Origin of the sequence: Stenotrophomonas sp. 364 (genome assembly GCF_009832905.1) — a bacterium.
Classification (GTDB): Bacteria; Pseudomonadota; Gammaproteobacteria; order Xanthomonadales; family Xanthomonadaceae; genus Stenotrophomonas; species Stenotrophomonas maltophilia_AP.
Map to the genome: position 1 here is coordinate 4,678,144 of NZ_CP047135.1, position 18,645 is coordinate 4,696,788.

The window sequence follows — 18,645 nt, forward strand, 5'->3', positions numbered from 1 at the left end:
GGCAAGCGCGGCCGTGCAGGCCGCGGAGGAGCGGTATTATGACGCCATGCACAATCCCCCTTTCCCCCCCACCAGTGCCGCCCTGGTGCTGGACGGCCCGGTCGGGCCGCTGGACGTTGCCGTCGACCTGCCCACCGGTGACGCGCCGGCCCAGCCGATCGTCGCGGTGATCTGCCACCCGCTGTCCACCGAGGGTGGCACCATGCACAACAAGGTGGTGACCATGGTCGCCACCAGCCTGCGCGCGCTGGGCATCACCACGGTGCGCTTCAACTTCCGCAGCGTCGGCACCTCGGCCGGCAGCTTCGACCACGGCAACGGCGAGCAGGACGACCTGGCGGCCGTGGTGGCCTGGGTCCGTGCGCAGCGCCCGGGCGAGCGCCTGTGGCTGGCCGGCTTCAGCTTCGGTGCCTTTGTGTCGCTCAAGGCGGCTGCCGCCCTGCAGCCGGACGCGCAGATCTCGATCGCGCCGCCCGCCGGCCGCTGGGACTTCGACGGCATCCAGCCGCCGACGCAGTGGTTGGTGATCCAGGGCGAAGAAGACGAAATCGTCGACCCGCAGGCGGTCTACGACTGGCTCGGCAGCCTGCAGGCGCCGCACGAACTGGTGCGCATGCCCGATACCAGCCACTTCTTTCACCGCAAGCTGATCGACCTGCGCGGGGCCATCACCCACGGCGTCAAGCATTGGCTGCCTGACGCAGGCGCCACGGGCGCATGAGTGACGGTGCACTGACCCCGTCGCAGCGCTACGCCGAGGGCGTGGCCCGGGGCGAATGGCAGAACGACCCGGCCCAGCATGCCGCGCTGGCCGAGCTGGATCGCATCCATGTGGCGCTGGTGGACAGCGCCCAGGACGGCTGGCTGGACCGCCTGTCGGCATTCTGGAAGAAGCCCGAGCCGGTCAAGGGCCTGTATTTCTGGGGCGGGGTGGGGCGCGGCAAGACCTTCCTGGTGGACCTGTTCTATGACGGGCTGCCGATCGAGCAGAAGTACCGCACCCACTTCCACCGCTTCATGCGCGGCATCCACGAGCGCCTGCGCGAGCACCAGGGCCAGAGCGACCCGCTGGCGCGCATCGCCCAGGAATGGCGGGCCAAGCTGCGGGTGCTGGTGCTGGACGAGTTCTTCGTCACCGACATCGGCGATGCCATGCTGCTGGCGCGGCTGCTGGAGCGGCTGTTCGCCGAGGGCGTGACCCTGGTGACCACCTCCAACACCGCGGTGGAGAACCTCTACCTCAACGGCCTGCAGCGCGACAGCTTCCTGCCGGCCATCAGCCTGCTGCAGACCTACTGCGTGGAGCTGTACGCCGAAGGCACCGAAGACTACCGGATGCGCGCGCTGACCCGCTCGCCGGTGTACCAGTCCCCGCGCGACCCCGGCAGCGATGCCTGGCTGGGCACGCGCTGGGCCGAGCTGAGCGGTGGCCAGCCTGCCAAGCCGGGCAACATCGAGATCGAGGGCCGCAAGATCCCGGTGCGGGCGCGCGGCAAGAGCATCGCCTGGTTCGATTTCAAGGCGCTGTGCGAAGGCCCACGCGGCCCGTCGGACTACATCGAGATCGCGCACGAGTTCAACACGGTGCTGCTGGGCGACATCCCGCACTTCGACACCCTCAACGAAGATGCCGCGCGCCGCTTCGTCAACCTGATCGACGAGCTGTACGACCGCCACGTCAACCTGGTCTGCACCGCCACCGATACCCCGGTGGCGCTGTACTCGGGCGTGCGTCTGCAGGGCGCGTTCGAGCGAACCGCCTCGCGCCTGATCGAAATGCAGAGCGCCGAGTACCTGGGCACCCCGCACAAGGCGTGAGGGTGCCGGGGGCGCCGGGGCCTGCCCGCCGCTACGGGGTGGGCAGGGCGATCGCCCTGGTGCGCGGCTGTTCGCGCGGGGGCGGGGCGTCGTCGTCGCGGTCCACCACCAGCATTCCCAGCGGCTTGCCCTGGTAGCGCACCTCCAGCGCCTGCTGCAGCTGGTCCAGCGCCAGCACCTGGGTGCACAGCGACTGCGCATGGGCCTCCAGTGCCTGGGCGCGGGTTTCCATGGTCCGCTCCAGCTGCGCCTCCACCTTGTCCGCACGCGCCTCCATGCGCTGCGCACCGCCGGTGAACATCGACCACATCACGCCCCGGGCCAGGGAATCGGCCATGGATTCGGCCGCCTGCTCCACGCGCTGCTCGAAGCCGTCGCCGAAATCGGCCTGCTCCCAGATCCCGCGGCCGAGGGTGCGGTCCACGTACTGGTGGGCGTCGTCGCGCAGCCGGGCCACTTGGCGCGCCTTGCCCTTGCTGCCACTGAGGATCTCCACCGTGGCACCGAATGCATCGAAGGTGATGTCCACCACCTCGCTGGCCAGTCCGGCCACGGCAGGCACCAGCTGCCGGGTGCCCCATTCCAGCTGGCGCAGGCGCTGGGCGTCGGCGGCGCTCACCGGCACCGGGGTGCGGTCGATGTTGAGCTCGCCGTCGTGGAAGAAGATCTCCGCCGGCACCTGATCGGGGTGGCGCAGCCAGATCCCGCCGCTGTCCACCAGCACGTTGTAGGGCGTGCTTACCCCGCATTGGCGCGACGACAGCGCCGGCACCGCGTCCTTTTCGTCGGCGTGGGCGGGCGCGGCCACGGCCAGGCCCAGCAGCAGACATCCGGTCAGGGGCAGGCGCATGGGGCGGGCTCGGCAAAGGGGACCCCTGCAGGCTCGCACCCCCCGCCCGTGCCGGCGCGGGTCGGAAGTCACCCCGACCAGCGGCGATGCGCCGAGTTTGTTACGTTGGTGTGAGAGTCGCTGTTCTGTTTTCGGGTTCCTGTTTCTCACCCGATGCGGCTGTTCCGGCCTTGACTGCGCACTCGGTTTCGACGGGTCCGGACCGTTCGTCGGACGGCCTTCCAGGCGGATCGTTGCGCCGCAAGGGATTGCTCATTTTCCCCAGATTTGGCGTTGACGATCCCCGGTACCCCCACTATCTTGTGGCCGTCGGCCCCGCCGACCACAAGTCGACGGGTGAATCGCCTTCACGCCGATGGCCTGAAAACCTACTGACAACCGCACGACACGTACAGCGTTGAGGTATCGGTCGCACCACTCTGAGGGGAGAGGACCGGTGACGCAGGGGAACCGCCCGCAGGCCAGCCTGCGCAGTCGCGGCCCATGCGACGCCCCAGGTCCACTCTGAGAGTCCGAGCGCCGGTCCAGCACCTGCCCAGCAGGCAACGTTGTGCCACCCCAAATCACGCCAAGAGGAAAACGCCGTGAGCACCGAAACCAGCGCAGCCACCGAGCAGGAAAGCGAGTTCCTTCTGACCTCGCCGCCCACGGCCAACGCCATGAGTGTCACCAAGCGCAACGGCACTACCGAACTGGTGGATCTGAACAAGATCGTGCGCGCGGTGCAGCGTTGCTGCGAGGGCCTGCACGCGGTGGACCCGATGCGCGTGGCCACCCGCACCATCTCCGGCCTGTACAACGGCGCCACCACGCAGGAGCTGGACGAGCTGTCCATCCGCACCGCCGCCCTGCTGATCGGTGAAGAGCCCGAGTACGGCCGCCTGGCCGCGCGCCTGCTGGCCAACTTCATCGCCAAGGAAGTGTCCGGCCAGGAAATCCACGCGTTCTCGCAGTCGGTGGGCCGTGGCCACGAAGTGGGCCTGATCAACGCGCGCCTGCTGGACTTCGTGCAGATCAACGCACGCAAGCTCAACGACGCCATCGATCCGTCGCTGGACCTGCATTTCGATTACTTCGGCCTGCGCACCCTGTACGACCGCTACCTGCTGCGCCATCCGCACACCCGCAAGGTGATCGAGACCCCGCAGCAGTTCTTCCTGCGCATCGCCAGCGCCCTGAGTGAAGACGTGCCGGAAACCCTGGCGCTGTACAAGCGCATGGGCAACCTGGACTACCTGCCGTCCAGCCCGACCCTGTTCAACTCCGGCACCACCCACGAGCAGCTGTCCTCGTGCTTCCTGCTGGACTCCCCGCAGGATTCGCTGGAGTCGATCTACGCCAAGTACGGCGACATCGCCCAGCTGTCCAAGTTCAGCGGCGGCATCGGCGTCAGCTACAGCCGCGTGCGTTCGCGTGGCTCGCTGATCAAGTCGACCAACGGCCATTCCAACGGCATCGTGCCGTGGCTGAAGACCATGGATTCGTCGGTGGCTGCGGTCAACCAGGGGGGCAAGCGCAAGGGCGCGGCCTGCGTGTACCTGGAAACCTGGCACGCCGACATCGAGGATTTCCTCGAACTGCGTGACAACACCGGTGACGAGTCGCGCCGTGCGCACAACCTGAACCTGGCCAACTGGATCCCCGACCTGTTCATGCAGCGCGTGGAGACCGACCAGGAATGGTCGCTGTTCGATCCCAGCGTGGTGCCCGAGTTCACCGACCTGTTCGGTGAAGCCTTCGAGCAGGCCTACCTGCAGGCCGAAGCCCAGGGCAAGGCCCAGCGCACCATCCCCGCGCGCAAGCTGTACTCGCGGATGATGCGCACCCTGGCCGAGACCGGCAACGGCTGGATGACCTTCAAGGACAAGTGCAACCGCGCCAGCAACCAGACCCTGCGTCCGGGCAACGTGATCCACCTGTCCAACCTGTGCACCGAAATCCTGGAAATCACCTCGGCCGAAGAGACCGCGGTGTGCAACCTGGGCTCGATCAACCTGGGCAACCATTTCGACGCCCACGGCGAGTTCGATTTCGACAAGCTGGCCAACACCGTGCGCCTGGCCGTGCGCCAGCTCGACCGCGTGATCGACCTGAACTTCTACCCGATCGAAACCGCCCGCCGCGGCAACCTGCGCTGGCGTCCGGTCGGCCTGGGCTGCATGGGCCTGCAGGACGTGTTCTTCCGCAAGCGCCTGGCCTTCGACAGTGCCGAAGCCCGCGCGCTGTCGAAGAAGATCGCCGAAGCGATCTACTTCCACGCCCTGGAAACCTCGTGCGAACTGGCCCAGGAACGCGGCAAGCACCCGTCCTTCGCCGACACCCGTGCGGCCAGCGGCGAGCTGCAGTTCGACGCCTGGAACGTGGTGCCCGAAGACACCGCCCGTTGGGATGCCCTGCGTGAGCGCATCAAGGAACATGGCCTGCGCAACTCGCTGCTGATCGCCATCGCCCCGACCGCGACCATCGCCTCGATCGCCGGTTGCTACGAGTGCGTCGAGCCGCAGGTGTCCAACCTGTTCAAGCGCGAAACCCTGTCCGGCGACTTCCTGCAGGTCAACCGCTACCTGGTGAACGAGCTGAAGAAGCTGGGCCACTGGACGCCGGAAATGCGCGACGCGATCAAGATGGCCGAAGGCTCCATCCAGGGCATCGCCCAGATCCCGGAAACCCTGCGTCACATCTACCGCACCGCGTGGGAACTGCCGATGCGTTCGCTGATCGACATGGCCGCCGACCGCGGCGCGTTCATCGACCAGTCCGCCTCGCTCAACCTGTTCATGGAAAGCCCGAGCATCGGCGCGATGTCCTCCATGTACATGTACGCCTGGAAGCAGGGCATCAAGACCACCTACTACCTGCGTTCGCGTCCGGCCACCAAGATCGCCAAGACCACGATCAGCCAGGGCTCGCATGCCGCGCCGGAAAAGGTGTTCACGCCGGACGAAGCCGTGGCGTGCTCGCTGGAGAACCCGGAAAGCTGCGAAGCCTGCCAGTAAAAGGCGTGCCGGCCCGATGGGCCGGCGCCCCGGTCGGTACCCACCGTTGGTGGGTACGGAAAATGATCGACACCGCTTGAACGCCGGGCCCAGCCCGGCGGCTTCACCGCTCCACCCCAAACACGCTGACACCGGCGGGCACAGACTGCCCGCGGTGCCGGAAGCCCGCCGCGCACACGCGCGGGTCTTTCGACGCTTCCCCCCCGGAAGCCGCCAACTGAACCAAGGAACCCCCCATGGCAGACACGCCGCGCCAGATGTTGCTCGATCCAGGTTTTGAACTGACCCTGCGCCCGATGCGCTACCCGCAGTTCTATGACATGTATCGCAACGCGATCAAAAACACCTGGACTGTCGAGGAAATCAATTTCCAGATCGACATCAGCGACCTGCACAGCAAGATGTCGCCGGGCGAACGCCACTTGATCCACCGTCTGGTCGCGTTCTTCGCCACCGGCGATTCGATCGTGTCCAACAACCTGGTGCTGAACCTGTACCAGCACTTGAACGCGCCCGAAGCCCGCATGTACCTGTCGCGCCAGTTGTATGAAGAAGCGCTGCACGTGCAGTTCTACCTGACCCTGCTCGACAACTACCTGCCCGATCCGGATGAGCGCGTCAAAGCGTTCGCCGCGGTGGAGAACATCGACTCGATCAAGAAGAAGGCCGATTTCTGCTTCAAGTGGATCGACTCGATCCAGGACCTGCGCCGCATCGAAACCCGCGAGGAGCGCCGGCAGTTCCTGCTCAACCAGATCTGCTTTGCCGCGTGCATCGAAGGCCTGTTCTTCTTCGCGGCCTTCGCTTACGTGTACTACTTCCGTTCGCGCGGCCTGCTCAACGGCCTGGCCTCGGGCACCAACTGGGTGTTCCGCGACGAAAGCGCGCACATGGAGTTCGCCTTCGAGTGCGTGGACGTGATCCGCGAGGAAGAGCCGGACCTGTTCGACGATGCGATGAAGCAGCAGGTCTATGACATGCTGGCCGAAGCCATCGAATGCGAAGTGCAGTTCGCCGAAGACGTGCTGTCCGGCGGCGTGGCGGGCATTTCCACCCGCGACATGCGCCAGTACCTGCAGCACTGCGCCGACAACCATTTCCACCGCCTGGGCATGGAGCGCAAGTACAACGTGCGCAACCCGCTGAGCTTCATGGAACTGCAGGACGTGCAGGAACTGACCAACTTCTTCGAACGCCGCTCCTCGGCCTACCAGGTAGGCGTGAAGGGCGAAGTCTCGTTCGACATGTCGTTCTGATTCCCGCGCCACACGCATCAACGAAAACCCCGGCCCCGCGCCGGGGTTTTTCGTTCCCGCGCGACGGTAGAGCCACCCCATGGGTGGCTGCGCGCGGTGCCGGTGCCAGGCGCAGCCACCCATGGGGTGGCTCTACCCGGATAACGCGACACCACCACACCACCCCCTGCCGTATCATCCGCGCCGACCCCACACCCCAACCGGCCACCCCCATGTCCACCACCCCAGACCCCATCCCGCCCACTGAAATCAGCATGGCCGAGATCGTCTTCCCCAACCACACCAACCACCTGGGCACCCTGTTCGGTGGCCAGGCGCTGGCCTGGATGGACAAGGCGGCCTTCCTCGCCGCGGCCCGCTACTCGCGCCGCACCGTGGTCACCGCGCGCTCGGACCAGGTCGATTTCAAGCTGCCGATCCGCATCGGCCAGATGGTGGAAACCATCGGTCGCATCGTCGAAGTGGGTCGCAGCTCGATGAAGGTGGAAGTGGAACTGATCGCCGAAGACCTGCACAGCGGCGAGCGCAAGCTCTGCACCCGCGGGCACTTCGTGATGATCGCGCTGGACGCCGATGGCCATCCCATTGCCGTGCCGCCGCTGCCCGACGCCATTCCCGGCCCGTAACCGCGATTGCGTTGCCCGCCGCGCGCCCCCACCTGTAGACCATGACCCGCCCGCTCGCCGACTTCATCGACCGCGCCCAGCGCCTGTTCGTGCTCACCGGCGCCGGCTGCAGCACCGACTCGGGCATCCCGGACTACCGTGATGCCGACGGCCAGTGGAAGCGCACCCCGCCGGTGACCTACCAGGCCTTCATGGGCGAGCTGGCGACCCGCCAGCGCTACTGGGCGCGCAGCCTGCTGGGCTGGCCGCGCTTCGGCCATGCCCGCCCGAACGGCACCCACGCCGCGCTGGCGGCGCTGGAAGCCCGCGGTCGGCTGGAAGTGCTGCTCACCCAGAACGTGGACCGGCTACACCAGCGCGCCGGCAGCCGTGACGTCATCGACCTGCACGGACGGCTCGACCAGGTGCGCTGCATGGGCTGCGAAGCCCGCACCCCGCGTGAAGATTTCCAGCACGTGCTGCTGGCCCACAACCCCGGCTGGGACCAGCTCGACGCGGCCCTGGCCCCGGACGGCGACGCCGACCTGGACGGGGTGGACTTCAGCCCGTTCCAGGTGCCGTCATGCCCGCACTGCGGCGGCATCCTCAAGCCGGATGTGGTCTTCTTCGGCGAAAACGTTCCCCGCGAGCGGGTGGCTGCCGTCCACGCGCACCTTGCCCGGGCCGACGCCGTGCTGGTGGTGGGCTCCTCGCTGATGGTCTATTCGGGCTTCCGCTTCGTCCAGGCCGCGGCCAACGCCGGGATCCCGGTGGCCGCGCTCAACCTCGGCCGCACGCGCGCCGACGACCTGCTCAGCCTGAAGATCGAGCAGCCGTGCGCGGCCGCACTGGCCTTCCTGCTGCCGTCGGCCAGCACCGCCTGAGCGTCGTCGCGAAACACTGATCCACCGATGCGGTTGCCTTGCGCGCGCAGCAGGAGTGCAATAACGCCCGGTTTTCCCGTTTCTGCCAGAGTCCCCCACTTGAGCCAGCTCTTTTCTTCCGTTTCCTTTGGCCCGCTGTCGCTGGCCAACCGCATCGTCATCGCCCCGATGTGCCAGTACTCCTCCACCGATGGCCTGGCCAACGACTGGCACCAGATCCACCTGGGCCAGCTGTCGCAGTCCGGCGCCGGCCTGCTGATCCTGGAAGCCACCGCCGTGCTGCCCGAAGGCCGCATCAGCTGGGCCGACCTGGGCTTGTGGAACGATGACACCGAAGCGGCGCTCAAGAAGGTGATCGACGCGGTGAAGCGCTGGTCGCCCATGCCGATCGGCATCCAGCTGGGCCATGCCGGGCGCAAGGCATCCTCGGCCCGGCCGTGGGACGGCGGCGGCGCACTGCCGGCCACCGACCCGCGCGCCTGGACCACGCTGGCGCCGTCGGCGATTCCGTTCCACCCCACCGACCCGACCCCGCAGGCGCTGGACGCGGCCGGCATCGATGCGATCGTGGACGCCTTCGTGGCGGCCGCCCAGCGCGCCGAACGCATCGGCCTGGACCTGATCGAACTGCACGCCGCGCATGGCTACCTGCTGCACCAGTTCCTGTCGCCGCTGAGCAACAAGCGCGATGACGAATACGGCGGCTCGCTGCAGAACCGCATGCGCCTGCTGGTGCGCGTGTTTGACGCAGTACGCGAAGCGGTCAGCGACGGTATCGCGGTGGGCGTACGGATCTCGGCCAGCGACTGGGTGGCCGGCGGCTGGGATATTGAACAGACCACCACCCTGGCGCACGTGCTCGATGGCCGTGGCTGCCAGTTCCTGCACGTGTCCAGCGGCGGCAACGACCCGCGCCAGCAGATTCCGCTGTCGCCGGGCTACCAGGTGCCGTTCGCCGAGGCGATCAAGGCGCAGAAGCTGCGCATGCCGGTGATTGCGGTGGGCCTGATCACCGACCCGGCCCAGGCCGAGTCGATCCTGCGCCACAGCCATGCCGATGCCATCGCGCTGGCCCGCGGCATCCTCTACGACCCGCGCTGGCCGTGGCACGCCGCCGCCGCCCTGGGCGATTCGCTGGAACCGGCACCGCAGTACCTGCGCTGCGAACCGCGCGAAGCACGCGGCGTGTTCATCGCACCGCCGCGCTGACCCCAACCGCAGGCGGTGGCCCCGTGCCATCGCCTGCGTGCGGTCAGGCCACGTCCACCCGCCACTCGGCCGGCAGCCCCTCGACGATGTGCGTCATCAACGCGCGCACCTTCGGGGTCAGGTCGCGGCGGTCGCTGACACACAAAAACAGCCGCATCGGCTCGGGCAACGCCTGTGCATCGCCGGCTTCATTGCCTTCGAACAGGGCCTGCAGTTCACCGCGCGCCAAATAGGGCGCGGCCACGAACGCCGCCAGGCGGGTGATGCCGCCGCCGGCCAGCGCCATCGCGGCCAGCGCATCGATATCGTCGCTGACCAGCGCCGGACTCACCTCGGCATCGAAGCGCAGCCCGTCGCGCACGAACCCCCAGCGAAGGTGCCGACCGTCCTTGGGGTGCCGGAACAACAGGCAGCGGTGCTCACGCAACGCCTCGGGCGTGCGCGGCACGCCGGTGCGCGCCAGGTACGACGGCGCCGCACAGAACACGAACGGCACCTGCGCGATCGGCCGCGCCACGAGCCCTTCTTCCAGCTGCGGTTCGATGCGGATGCTCACGTCCACGTCTTCGCGCGCATGGTCCACCGCCCGGTCGGCCAGCAGCAGTTCGATCGCCAGCCGAGGGTAGCGTGCCTTCAGCGACGGCAGCAGCGGGGCCAGCTTGTGCCGCCCGAACGAGGTGCTGCAGGCGATCCGCAGCCGGCCCTCGGGGGTGGCGTCCAGGTCGGTCACCGCTGCCTGCGCGCGTTGCAGGTCGCGTTCGATGTAGCGCACCTGGGCCAAGTACAGCGCGCCGCGCTCGGTCAGCGCCAGCTGGCGGGTGGTGCGGTTGAACAGGCGCACGCCCAGGTGCGCCTCCAGCCGGGCGATGTTCTGCCCGACCGCCGCCGCGCTGATGCCCAGCGTGCGCGCCGCCGCGGCCAGGCTGCCGGCGTCGGCGGTGCGGATGAAGCTGCGGATTGACTGGAGAATATTCATGGTGACCGCCATTCTCGCCTGTGATTGCAAAGTTTGTCTTTCTAAAGAGCCAACAGGGCCCGATCTACCGGCAGCCCCGGCCCGCTCCTAAGGTGTTTGTCCCCGCCAGCCCCGGGGCAGCGCCGCCCCCTCCGGCGTGCGCAGCGCCCCGGGCCTGGCCGCCTTTGCCGGAGATGGACCATGAACCCTGCGCTCGCCCCCCTCGACACCGACCCCCAGGAAACGCAGGAATGGCGTGAAGCGCTGCAGGCGGTCACCCAGGTGGCCGGGCGGCCGCGTGCGCACTACCTGCTGGACCAGCTCAGCGACCAGGACGTGGCCCACCACGGCGACCTGCATGCGCGCGCCTGGACCGCCTACGTCAACAGCATCCCGGTGGAGCGCCAGCCGGCCTACCCGGGTGACCTGGCGATCGAGCGCCGCCTCAACGCGATGATCCGCTGGAACGCGATGGTGATGGTGCTGCGCGCCGGCAAGCACTCCAACGTGGGCGGCCACATCGCCACCTACCAGTCGGCCGCCGTGCTGTACGACGTGGGCTTCGACCACTTCTTCCGTGGCCGCACCGACACCTTCGACGGCGACATGATCTACATCCAGGGCCATTCGGCGCCGGGGATCTACGGCCGTGCCTTCGTCGAAGGCCGCATCGCGCCCGAGCGCATGGACAACTTCCGCCGCGAATCCGATCGCGACGGCCTGTCGTCCTACCCGCACCCACGGCTGATGCCCGATTTCTGGCAGTTCCCTACGGTGTCGATGGGCCTGGGCCCGCTGACCGCCGCCTACCAGGCGCGCTACATGCGCTACCTGGAATACCGCGGCCTGAAGGAACATCAGGGCCGCAAGGTGTGGGCGTTCCTGGGCGATGGCGAAATGGACCAGCCCGAATCGCTGGCCGCCATTTCCGTGGCCGGGCGCGAGCGCCTGGACAACCTGGTGTTCGTGGTGAACTGCAACCTGCAGCGCCTGGACGGCCCCGTGCGCGGCAATGCCAAGGTCATCCAGGAACTGGAAGGCACCTTCCGTGCCGCCGGCTGGAACGTCATCAAGGTGATCTGGGGCGGCGGCTGGGACGCACTGCTGGCCAGGGACCACAGCGGCCTGCTGCGCCAGCGCATGATGGAATGCGTGGACGGCGACTACCAGACCTTCAAGTCGCAGAGCGGCGCGTACGTGCGCGAGCACTTCTTCGGCACCTCGCCGGAACTGCTCGCCCTGGTCGCAGACATGAGCGATGACGACATCTGGGCGCTGGCCCGCGGCGGCCACGACCCGCAGAAGGTGTATGCCGCCTACGCGCAGGCGGTGGCCGGCAATGGCCGCCCGAGCGTGATCCTGGCCAAGACGGTCAAGGGCTTCGGCATGGGCGAGGCCGGCGAGGGGCAGAACATCAACCACCAGCTCAAGAAGATGAGCCTGGATGCGGTGCGCGCCTTCCGCGACCGCTTCGACCTGCCGGTAAGCGACGCAGAGCTGGAGGACATGCCCTACCTGCGCCCCGCACCGGGTAGCGCGGAAGAGCGTTACTTCGCCCAGCGTCGCCAGGCCCAGGGCGGCCAGCTGCCGGCGCGCGTCACCCACGTCGCGCCACTGCCGGTGCCGCCGCTGTCGGCCTTTGCCACCCAGCTGCAGGGCAGTGGCGAGCGCGGCCAGTCCACCACGATGGGCTTCGTACGCATCCTCGGCACGCTGCTCAAGGACCCGGCACTGGGCAAGCGGGTCATTCCGATCGTGCCCGACGAGTCGCGCACGTTCGGCATGGAAGGCCTGTTCCGCCAGATCGGCATCCACTCCTACCTGGGCCAGCTCTACACCCCGCAGGATGCCGGCCAGCTGAGCTACTACAAGGAAGCCAAGGACGGCCAGATCCTGCAGGAAGGCATCAACGAATCCGGCGCGATCTGTTCTTGGATCGCCGCCGGCACCGCCTACAGCAACCACGGCCTGGCCACGATTCCGTTCTACATCTTCTATTCGATGTTCGGCCTGCAGCGCGTGGGCGACCTGGCCTGGGCGGCGGCCGATGCCCGCACCCGCGGCTTCCTGCTGGGCGCCACCTCCGGCCGCACCACGCTGATGGGCGAGGGCCTGCAGCACGACGATGGCCACAGCCACGTGCTGTCCTCGGTGATTCCCAGCTGCATCTCCTATGACCCCACCTACAACTTCGAACTGGCGGTGATCATCCATGACGGCCTGCGCCGCATGTATGTGGACCAGGAAGACATCTACTACTACATCACCGTACTCAACGAGAACTACCCGCACCCGGCCATGCCGGAGGGCGCCGAGGAGGGCATCCTCAAGGGCATGTACCTGCTGCACCCGGCCGCGACCGACAGCGACCCCGGCTTGCGGGTGCAGCTGATGGGCAGCGGCGCGATCCTGCGCGAAGTGGAAGCGGCCGCCACGCTGCTGCAGCAGGATTTCGGCATCGCCAGCGACGTCTGGAGCGCCACCAGCCTGACCGAACTGCGCCGCGACGGCCTGGCCGCCGAGCGCTGGAACCTGCTGCACCCGGCCGCCGAACCGCGCGTGCCCTACGTGCAGCAGCGCCTGGCCGCACACGCCGGGCCGCTGGTGGTAGCCACCGACTACATGAAGATCGTGGCCGACCAGATCCGCCCGTTCGTCGACGGCCGCCGCTTCACCGCACTGGGTACCGACGGCTTCGGTCGCTCGGACACGCGCGAGTCACTGCGTACGTTCTTTGAAGTGGACCGCCACTTCATCGTGCTGGCCGCGTTGAAGGCACTGGCCGATGACGGGCGCATCGCGCGCAGCCAGCTGCAGGTGGCGATCGAACAATACGGCATCCACGTGGACAAGGTGGATCCGGCGGCGGTGTAACGGGAGAGGGACTTCGCGCCGGCTTGGTTGCATCTGAGAGCATCGTCCCCGCACGGGCGGTGCTCGCTTAAACTGGCTGGATGCGCCCTGATTCCATTCTTACCCTGTCATGCCCGGACCGTACCGGGATTGTCTACCGCGTGTCCGGCCTGCTGTTCGAGCTGGGCTGCAACATCCTGGACGCCCAGCAGTTCGGCGACGAAGAGAGCGGCCGGTTCTTCCTGCGCGTGCACTTCGATCGCGCCGCCAGCCAGGCGCTGGCCGATATCGAAGCGCGCATGGGCACGCTGGCGGCCGAGTTCCAGATGGACTGGCAACTGCACGATGCGCGCCGCCGCGCGCGGCTGCTGGTGCTGGTGAGCAAGCAGGGGCATTGCCTGAACGACCTGCTGTTCCGTGCACACAGCCGGCAGCTGCAGGTGGATATCGCCGCGGTCGCCTCCAACCACGAGGACTTCGCCGCGCTGGCGGGTTCGTACGGGGTGCCGTTCCACCACCTGCCGGTCAACGCCGACAACCGCGCCGTGCAGGAGCAGCAGATCATCGACCTGGTCGAGCGCGAACAGATCGACCTGGTGGTGCTGGCGCGCTACATGCAGATCCTGTCGCCGCGCCTGTGCAAGGCATTGGCGGGGCGGGCGATCAACATCCACCACAGCTTCCTGCCCAGCTTCAAGGGCGCGCAGCCTTACCACCAGGCGCACGCGCGCGGGGTCAAGATCATCGGCGCCACCGCGCACTACGTCACCGAAGACCTGGACGAAGGCCCGATCATCGAACAGGACGTGGCCCGCGTGGACCATGCCATGACCCCGCGCGACCTGGTGCGGCTGGGCAGTGACACCGAATCTCAGGTGCTGGCGCGCGCCGTGCGCCGGCATGTGGAGCACCGCATCCTGCGCAACGGGCATCGCACGGTGGTATTCCGCTGAGCGGTAGGTACCCACCGTTGGTCGGTACGTCTTTCCGGCCGACGCCCGTCAGACAACCGCGATCTTCGCCTTCGCCAACGCCTCGCGCACCATGCCGTCATTGGCTTCGGTCACCGGCCGGGTCAGGTCCCACAGGAACTTCACCCGGAACCCGGATTTGACCGCGTCCTGTGCGCTCCACAGCACGCAGTAGTCGCGTGCCAGCCCGCATACGTGCACTTCGCGGATGCCGCGCTCGTGCAGCCAACCGGCCAGGCCGGTGGCCGGGCGGGTGCCATCGGGGCCGTGGTTCTCGCGGAAGGCGCTGTAGGAGTCCACCTGCTGCCGGGTGCCCTTGCGCAGGATCAGGTCGGCCACGGCCCAGTCCACGCCCGGGTGCAGCGCTGCGCCGTCACTGCCCTGCACGCAGTGGTCCGGCCACAGCGTCTGCGGCTGCGCATGCAGCAGGATCGCCTCGAACGGCAGGTGCCCCGGGTGCTGGCTGGCGAAGGAGGCATGGTCGGCCGGGTGCCAGTCCTGGGTGGCCACCACCGTGGGGTAGCGGCGCTGCGCGAGCAGGGCGGCCATCGGGGCCACCAGCGCATCGCCCTGTTCGCAGGCCAGCGCGCCACCGGGCATGAAGTCCGGCTGCAGGTCGATCACCAGCAGGGCCACATCGGCGGATAGGGCGGTGGTCATGGCAGATCCAACACAACGGAAGCGGGGCAACCAGCGTGGCGGCCCCGCGTGCGAACGTCAATCGCCCTTGGGCGCGTCGTTGTCCTGGCCGTAATACAACAGGCCGATCTTGATGCGCTCGCGGCCGGTCTCGCGGCGGTGGCGGTTGGCATCGCGCAGCGAGTACACGCAGCCGCAGTACTCCTGCTGGTAGAACTGCTCGCGCTTGCTGATCTCCACCATGCGCGCGGCACCGCCGCCCTTGCGCCAGTTGTAATCCCAGTAGTGGATGCCGGGGTAATGCGCGGCGGCGCGGTGGCCGCAGTCGTTGATCTGGTTCATGTCCTTCCAGCGCGAGATGCCCAGCGAGCTGCTGATCACCGGAAAGCCATGTTCGTGTGCATACAGCGCGGTGCGCACAAAGCGCATGTCAAAACACATCGTGCAGCGGATACCACGCTCGGGCTCGGCTTCCATGCCGCGGGCGCGTGCGAACCAGTTGTCGGTGTCGTAGTCGGCGTCGACGAACGGCACGCCGTGCTTCTCGGCGAAACGGATGTTCTCCTGCTTGCGCAGTTCGTATTCCCTGGCCGGGTGGATGTTGGGGTTGTAGAAGAAGATCGTGTAGTCGATGCCGGAGGCGGTGATGGCCTCCATCACTTCGCCCGAGCACGGCGCGCAGCACGAATGCAGCAGCAGCCGGGTGTGGCCGTCGGGCAGGGACAGGGTGGGGCGGTCGATCGGGGTAACGGTGGGCGGGGTCATGTACGTCTCGTCGACCGCACCGCCGGCAACGGCGGCGGTGCGGTCCTTGGGTCATCTTTACAGGGGGGATCAGGCGGCGTTGGCGTCGGCGGTTTCCTCGCGCAGCTGGCGCGCGGCGGCCACCAGCGCTTCCAGCGCGGCGCGGGTTTCCTTCCAGCCGCGGGTCTTCAGGCCGCAGTCGGGGTTGACCCAGATCTGCTCGGGCCGGAGGACTTCGGCGGCCTTGCGCAGCAGCGCGAGCATCTCTTCCTTGTCGGGCACGCGCGGGGAGTGGATGTCATACACGCCCGGGCCGATCTCGTTGGGATACTGGAAACGCACGAACGCGTCCAGCAGCTCCATGCGCGAGCGCGAGGTCTCGATCGAGATCACGTCGGCGTCCATGGCCGCCACGGAGTGGATGATGTCGTTGAACTCGGAATAGCACATGTGGGTGTGGATCTGGGTGGCATCGCGCACCCCGCTGGCACTGATCCGGAATGCTTCCACCGCCCAGTCCAGGTACTCCCGCCACTGCGCGCGACGCAGCGGCAGGCCTTCGCGGATGGCCGGCTCGTCGATCTGGATCACGCCGATGCCGGCCGCTTCCAGGTCCAGCACCTCGTCGCGCAGGGCCAGCGCGATCTGCCGGCAGGTGTCCGCGCGCGACTGGTCATCGCGCACGAACGACCACTGCAGCACCGTCACCGGGCCGGTCAGCATGCCCTTCATCGGGCGGTCGGTCAGCGACTGCGCGTACTGCGACCAGCGCACCGTCATCGGCCGTGGGCGGGTCACGTCGCCGAAGATCACCGGCGGCTTCACGCAGCGCGAGCCATAACTCTGCACCCAGCCGTTCTTGGTGAACGCGAAGCCGTCGAGCTGCTCGCCGAAGTACTCCACCATGTCGTTGCGCTCGAACTCGCCGTGCACCAGCACGTCCAGCCCGATCTGCTCCTGCACGCGCACGCAGTGCTCGGTCTGGGTGGCCAGGAACGCATCGTAGTCGGCGTCGGACAGCTTGCCGGACTTGTTGCTGGCACGTGCCTCGCGCACTTCCAGGGTCTGCGGGAAGGAACCGATCGTGGTAGTGGGGAAACGTGGCAGCTGCAGCGCGCCGGCCTGGGCCAGGTGCCGCTGCGGGTAGGGGCTGTGACGCTGCGCGTCGGCAGCAGTCAGGGCGGCCAGGCGCGCGGCCACCTCGGCCTTGTGCACGCGCGGCGAGCGCCGGCGCGATTCGATGCACGCGCGGGAGTGCGCCAGTGCATCCTCGGCGCGGGCCGGGGCGTCAATTGCATCGGCCAGCACGCGCAGCTCCTGCAGCTTCTGCTTGGAGAACGCCAGCCAGCTGTGCAGTTCCTCATCCAGCTTCTTTTCCAGGTCCAGGTCGACCGGGCTGTGCAGCAGTGAACACGACGGGGCCAGCCACAGCAGGCCGCCGCCCACGTGGCCGTGCGTGTAGCGGGCCAGCACCAGTGCGTTGTCCAGGTGGGTGCGCCAGATGTTGCGACCGTTGACCAGACCGGCCGACAGCACGCGGCCCGGTGGCAGCGCCTTGATCACCGCGTCCAGCTGCTCGGGCGCGCGCACCAGGTCCACGTGCAGCCCATCCACCGGCAGCGCGGCGGCCAGCGGCAGGTTGTCGTCCAGCGCGCCGAAGTAGGTGGCCACCAGCACCTTCGGCCGCGCCGCTGCGGCCAGCACCGCGTAGGCGTGGGTGAACGCGGCGCGGGTGGCCTCGTCCAGGTCCTGCACCAGTGCCGGCTCATCCAGCTGCACCCACTGCGCGCCGGCCTCCTTCAGCTGGCCCAGCAGCTGCACGTACACCGGCAGCAGGGCGTCGAGCAGGTCCAGCGCACGGCTGCCGTCGGTGGTCTTGGACAGCAGCAGGAACGTCACCGGGCCGAGGAGCACCGGGCGGGTCTCGATGCCCAGTGCCTTGGCCTGGCGGTATTCGGCCAGCGGCTTGTCGCCGCGCAGCGCGAAGCCCTGGCCGGCCTGCAGTTCGGGCACCAGGTAGTGGTAGTTGGTATCGAACCACTTGGTCATTTCCAGCGCATGCAGGTCATAGCCGTCGCGCTGCACGCCCCGGGCCATGGCGAAATAGCCGGCCAGCGGCTCGGCGTCGGCCAGGGCGCGGTAGCGCGCGGGGATCGCGTCGAACAGGAAAGCCGCATCGAGCACCTGATCGTAAAAGCTGAAGTCGTTGCTCGGCGGCACATCGACGCCGGCCTCGCGCTGCAGCTGCCAATGGCGCTCGCGCAGGCCGCTGGCGGTGTGCTGCAGCGACGCAGCGCTGCTTTGGCCGGACCAGAACGCTTCCAGCGCACGCTTGAGTTCGCGCTTGGCGCCGATGCGGGGAAACCCCAGGTTGGTAACAGTGGTCATGGAACGTGTCCTCATTGCAGTAGCGGCATTGAGGAACGAAGGAACCGCGCGCCGTGCACGACATGGCTGCCGTGTCCGCCCCGCCAGCGACCTTCGCCCCCGCGGGCGAACCGGATGTCGTGGAGCGGACGCACGGGGGCAGCGCCACGCGGACGGCATGGCGGCAGGCCCCGGCAACCTCCCCGCGGACGTTCCAGGTCGAATCAGGGGACGGTCGTGTCCCCCGGCCGGGGCCGGTATTCGGGCTGATGGACACGGGCGCGAACGCCCACCTAGTACCTGCCGCTTCCCAGGCCGGGGCCCAGTGCTGTTGGCAGGATTCGTTTCCATTCACCGCTGCGGGGCAGCTCCGGAATGGGCGCACGAGGCGCCTTCACCGGATTCCCGTTTAAACCCATCCCTTCATCTGCATAAAGAGATGGATACCTTCGGCGAGCACAAAGTAGGCCGAAGCCGGGCGATGGTCAAGGGGGCGTC

Annotated in this window: 14 protein-coding genes and 1 riboswitch; of the genes, 9 read left to right on the forward strand and 5 right to left on the reverse strand. The window is 67.9% G+C overall.

What is annotated here, in order from left to right; translation table 11 throughout:
• The first annotated feature begins 46 nt into the window (after positions 1 to 46).
• Together GQ674_RS20740 and zapE are read left to right on the forward strand one after the other, a co-directional pair.
• On the forward strand, positions 47 to 721 hold the full coding sequence (locus GQ674_RS20740) for an alpha/beta hydrolase (RefSeq protein ID WP_159498924.1): 675 nt from the start codon (positions 47 to 49) through the stop codon (positions 719 to 721).
• The gene (zapE, locus tag GQ674_RS20745; protein ID WP_128095430.1) at positions 718 to 1,818 is read left to right on the forward strand and encodes a cell division protein ZapE; all 1,101 of its coding nucleotides are present in this window, start codon (positions 718 to 720) and stop codon (positions 1,816 to 1,818) included. The genes GQ674_RS20740 and zapE overlap by 4 nt, the downstream gene beginning before the upstream one ends.
• Positions 1,819 to 1,849: 31 nt before the next feature.
• Here the strand turns inward: zapE and GQ674_RS20750 are convergent, their stop codons facing one another.
• Positions 1,850 to 2,668: a DUF2884 family protein gene (locus GQ674_RS20750; protein ID WP_159498926.1), complete on the reverse strand. Its 819-nt coding sequence runs from the start codon at positions 2,666 to 2,668 to the stop codon at positions 1,850 to 1,852.
• 584 nt (positions 2,669 to 3,252) lie between these two features.
• On the opposite strand from GQ674_RS20750, the gene GQ674_RS20755 reads away from it, so the two are divergent.
• The 5 genes from GQ674_RS20755 (at position 3,253) to GQ674_RS20775 (ending at position 9,618) form a co-directional block, all read left to right on the forward strand.
• Positions 3,253 to 5,664, forward strand: coding sequence for a ribonucleoside-diphosphate reductase subunit alpha (locus GQ674_RS20755; protein WP_159498928.1), 2,412 nt, complete (start codon positions 3,253 to 3,255; stop codon positions 5,662 to 5,664).
• 236 nt (positions 5,665 to 5,900) lie between these two features.
• Positions 5,901 to 6,920, forward strand: a complete 1,020-nt coding sequence (locus GQ674_RS20760) for a ribonucleotide-diphosphate reductase subunit beta (protein ID WP_128095433.1) — start codon at positions 5,901 to 5,903, stop codon at positions 6,918 to 6,920.
• A gap of 212 nt (positions 6,921 to 7,132) precedes the next feature.
• On the forward strand, positions 7,133 to 7,546 hold the full coding sequence (locus tag GQ674_RS20765) for an acyl-CoA thioesterase (protein ID WP_038691150.1): 414 nt from the start codon (positions 7,133 to 7,135) through the stop codon (positions 7,544 to 7,546).
• A 41-nt stretch (positions 7,547 to 7,587) separates the two neighbouring features.
• A complete protein-coding gene (locus GQ674_RS20770) occupies positions 7,588 to 8,409 on the forward strand; it encodes an NAD-dependent protein deacetylase (RefSeq protein ID WP_159498930.1) in 822 nt (273 codons plus the stop codon).
• A 99-nt stretch (positions 8,410 to 8,508) separates the two neighbouring features.
• A complete protein-coding gene (locus tag GQ674_RS20775; protein WP_236546140.1) occupies positions 8,509 to 9,618 on the forward strand; it encodes an NADH:flavin oxidoreductase/NADH oxidase in 1,110 nt (369 codons plus the stop codon).
• A 43-nt stretch (positions 9,619 to 9,661) separates the two neighbouring features.
• Here the strand turns inward: GQ674_RS20775 and GQ674_RS20780 are convergent, their stop codons facing one another.
• Positions 9,662 to 10,594 (reverse strand): LysR family transcriptional regulator, encoded by a 933-nt coding sequence (locus GQ674_RS20780; RefSeq protein ID WP_181393875.1) that lies wholly within the window; start codon positions 10,592 to 10,594, stop codon positions 9,662 to 9,664.
• A 180-nt stretch (positions 10,595 to 10,774) separates the two neighbouring features.
• Here GQ674_RS20780 and aceE point away from each other — a divergent pair, with 180 nt between their 5' ends.
• A complete protein-coding gene (gene aceE, locus GQ674_RS20785) occupies positions 10,775 to 13,447 on the forward strand; it encodes a pyruvate dehydrogenase (acetyl-transferring), homodimeric type (RefSeq protein ID WP_159498933.1) in 2,673 nt (890 codons plus the stop codon).
• 80 nt (positions 13,448 to 13,527) lie between these two features.
• A complete protein-coding gene (purU, locus tag GQ674_RS20790) occupies positions 13,528 to 14,379 on the forward strand; it encodes a formyltetrahydrofolate deformylase (protein ID WP_159498935.1) in 852 nt (283 codons plus the stop codon).
• A gap of 48 nt (positions 14,380 to 14,427) precedes the next feature.
• Here the strand turns inward: purU and pncA are convergent, their stop codons facing one another.
• From pncA to metE, 3 genes are all read right to left on the reverse strand, one after another.
• Positions 14,428 to 15,057, reverse strand: a complete 630-nt coding sequence (pncA, locus tag GQ674_RS20795) for a bifunctional nicotinamidase/pyrazinamidase (RefSeq protein WP_159498937.1) — start codon at positions 15,055 to 15,057, stop codon at positions 14,428 to 14,430.
• Positions 15,058 to 15,114: 57 nt separating this feature from the next.
• Positions 15,115 to 15,801 (reverse strand): epoxyqueuosine reductase QueH, encoded by a 687-nt coding sequence (locus GQ674_RS20800; protein WP_159498939.1) that lies wholly within the window; start codon positions 15,799 to 15,801, stop codon positions 15,115 to 15,117.
• 69 nt (positions 15,802 to 15,870) lie between these two features.
• Positions 15,871 to 18,168: a 5-methyltetrahydropteroyltriglutamate--homocysteine S-methyltransferase gene (metE, locus tag GQ674_RS20805; protein ID WP_159498941.1), complete on the reverse strand. Its 2,298-nt coding sequence runs from the start codon at positions 18,166 to 18,168 to the stop codon at positions 15,871 to 15,873.
• A gap of 213 nt (positions 18,169 to 18,381) precedes the next feature.
• Positions 18,382 to 18,613, reverse strand: a riboswitch (cobalamin riboswitch).
• Positions 18,614 to 18,645 lie beyond the last annotated feature (32 nt).

Bases quoted from the DNA above. Each gene is read 5' to 3' on its own strand.
- GQ674_RS20740 (WP_159498924.1), top strand. From the start codon at position 47: ATGCACAATCCCCCTTTCCCCCCCACCAGTGCCGCCCTGGTGCTGGAC.
- zapE (WP_128095430.1), top strand. From the start codon at position 718: ATGAGTGACGGTGCACTGACCCCGTCGCAGCGCTACGCCGAGGGCGTG.
- GQ674_RS20750 (WP_159498926.1), bottom strand. From the start codon at position 2,668: ATGCGCCTGCCCCTGACCGGATGTCTGCTGCTGGGCCTGGCCGTGGCC.
- GQ674_RS20760 (WP_128095433.1), top strand. From the start codon at position 5,901: ATGGCAGACACGCCGCGCCAGATGTTGCTCGATCCAGGTTTTGAACTG.
- GQ674_RS20765 (WP_038691150.1), top strand. From the start codon at position 7,133: ATGTCCACCACCCCAGACCCCATCCCGCCCACTGAAATCAGCATGGCC.
- GQ674_RS20770 (WP_159498930.1), top strand. From the start codon at position 7,588: ATGACCCGCCCGCTCGCCGACTTCATCGACCGCGCCCAGCGCCTGTTC.
- GQ674_RS20780 (WP_181393875.1), bottom strand. From the start codon at position 10,594: ATGAATATTCTCCAGTCAATCCGCAGCTTCATCCGCACCGCCGACGCC.
- aceE (WP_159498933.1), top strand. From the start codon at position 10,775: ATGAACCCTGCGCTCGCCCCCCTCGACACCGACCCCCAGGAAACGCAG.
- purU (WP_159498935.1), top strand. From the start codon at position 13,528: ATGCGCCCTGATTCCATTCTTACCCTGTCATGCCCGGACCGTACCGGG.
- pncA (WP_159498937.1), bottom strand. From the start codon at position 15,057: ATGACCACCGCCCTATCCGCCGATGTGGCCCTGCTGGTGATCGACCTG.
- GQ674_RS20800 (WP_159498939.1), bottom strand. From the start codon at position 15,801: ATGACCCCGCCCACCGTTACCCCGATCGACCGCCCCACCCTGTCCCTG.
- metE (WP_159498941.1), bottom strand. From the start codon at position 18,168: ATGACCACTGTTACCAACCTGGGGTTTCCCCGCATCGGCGCCAAGCGC.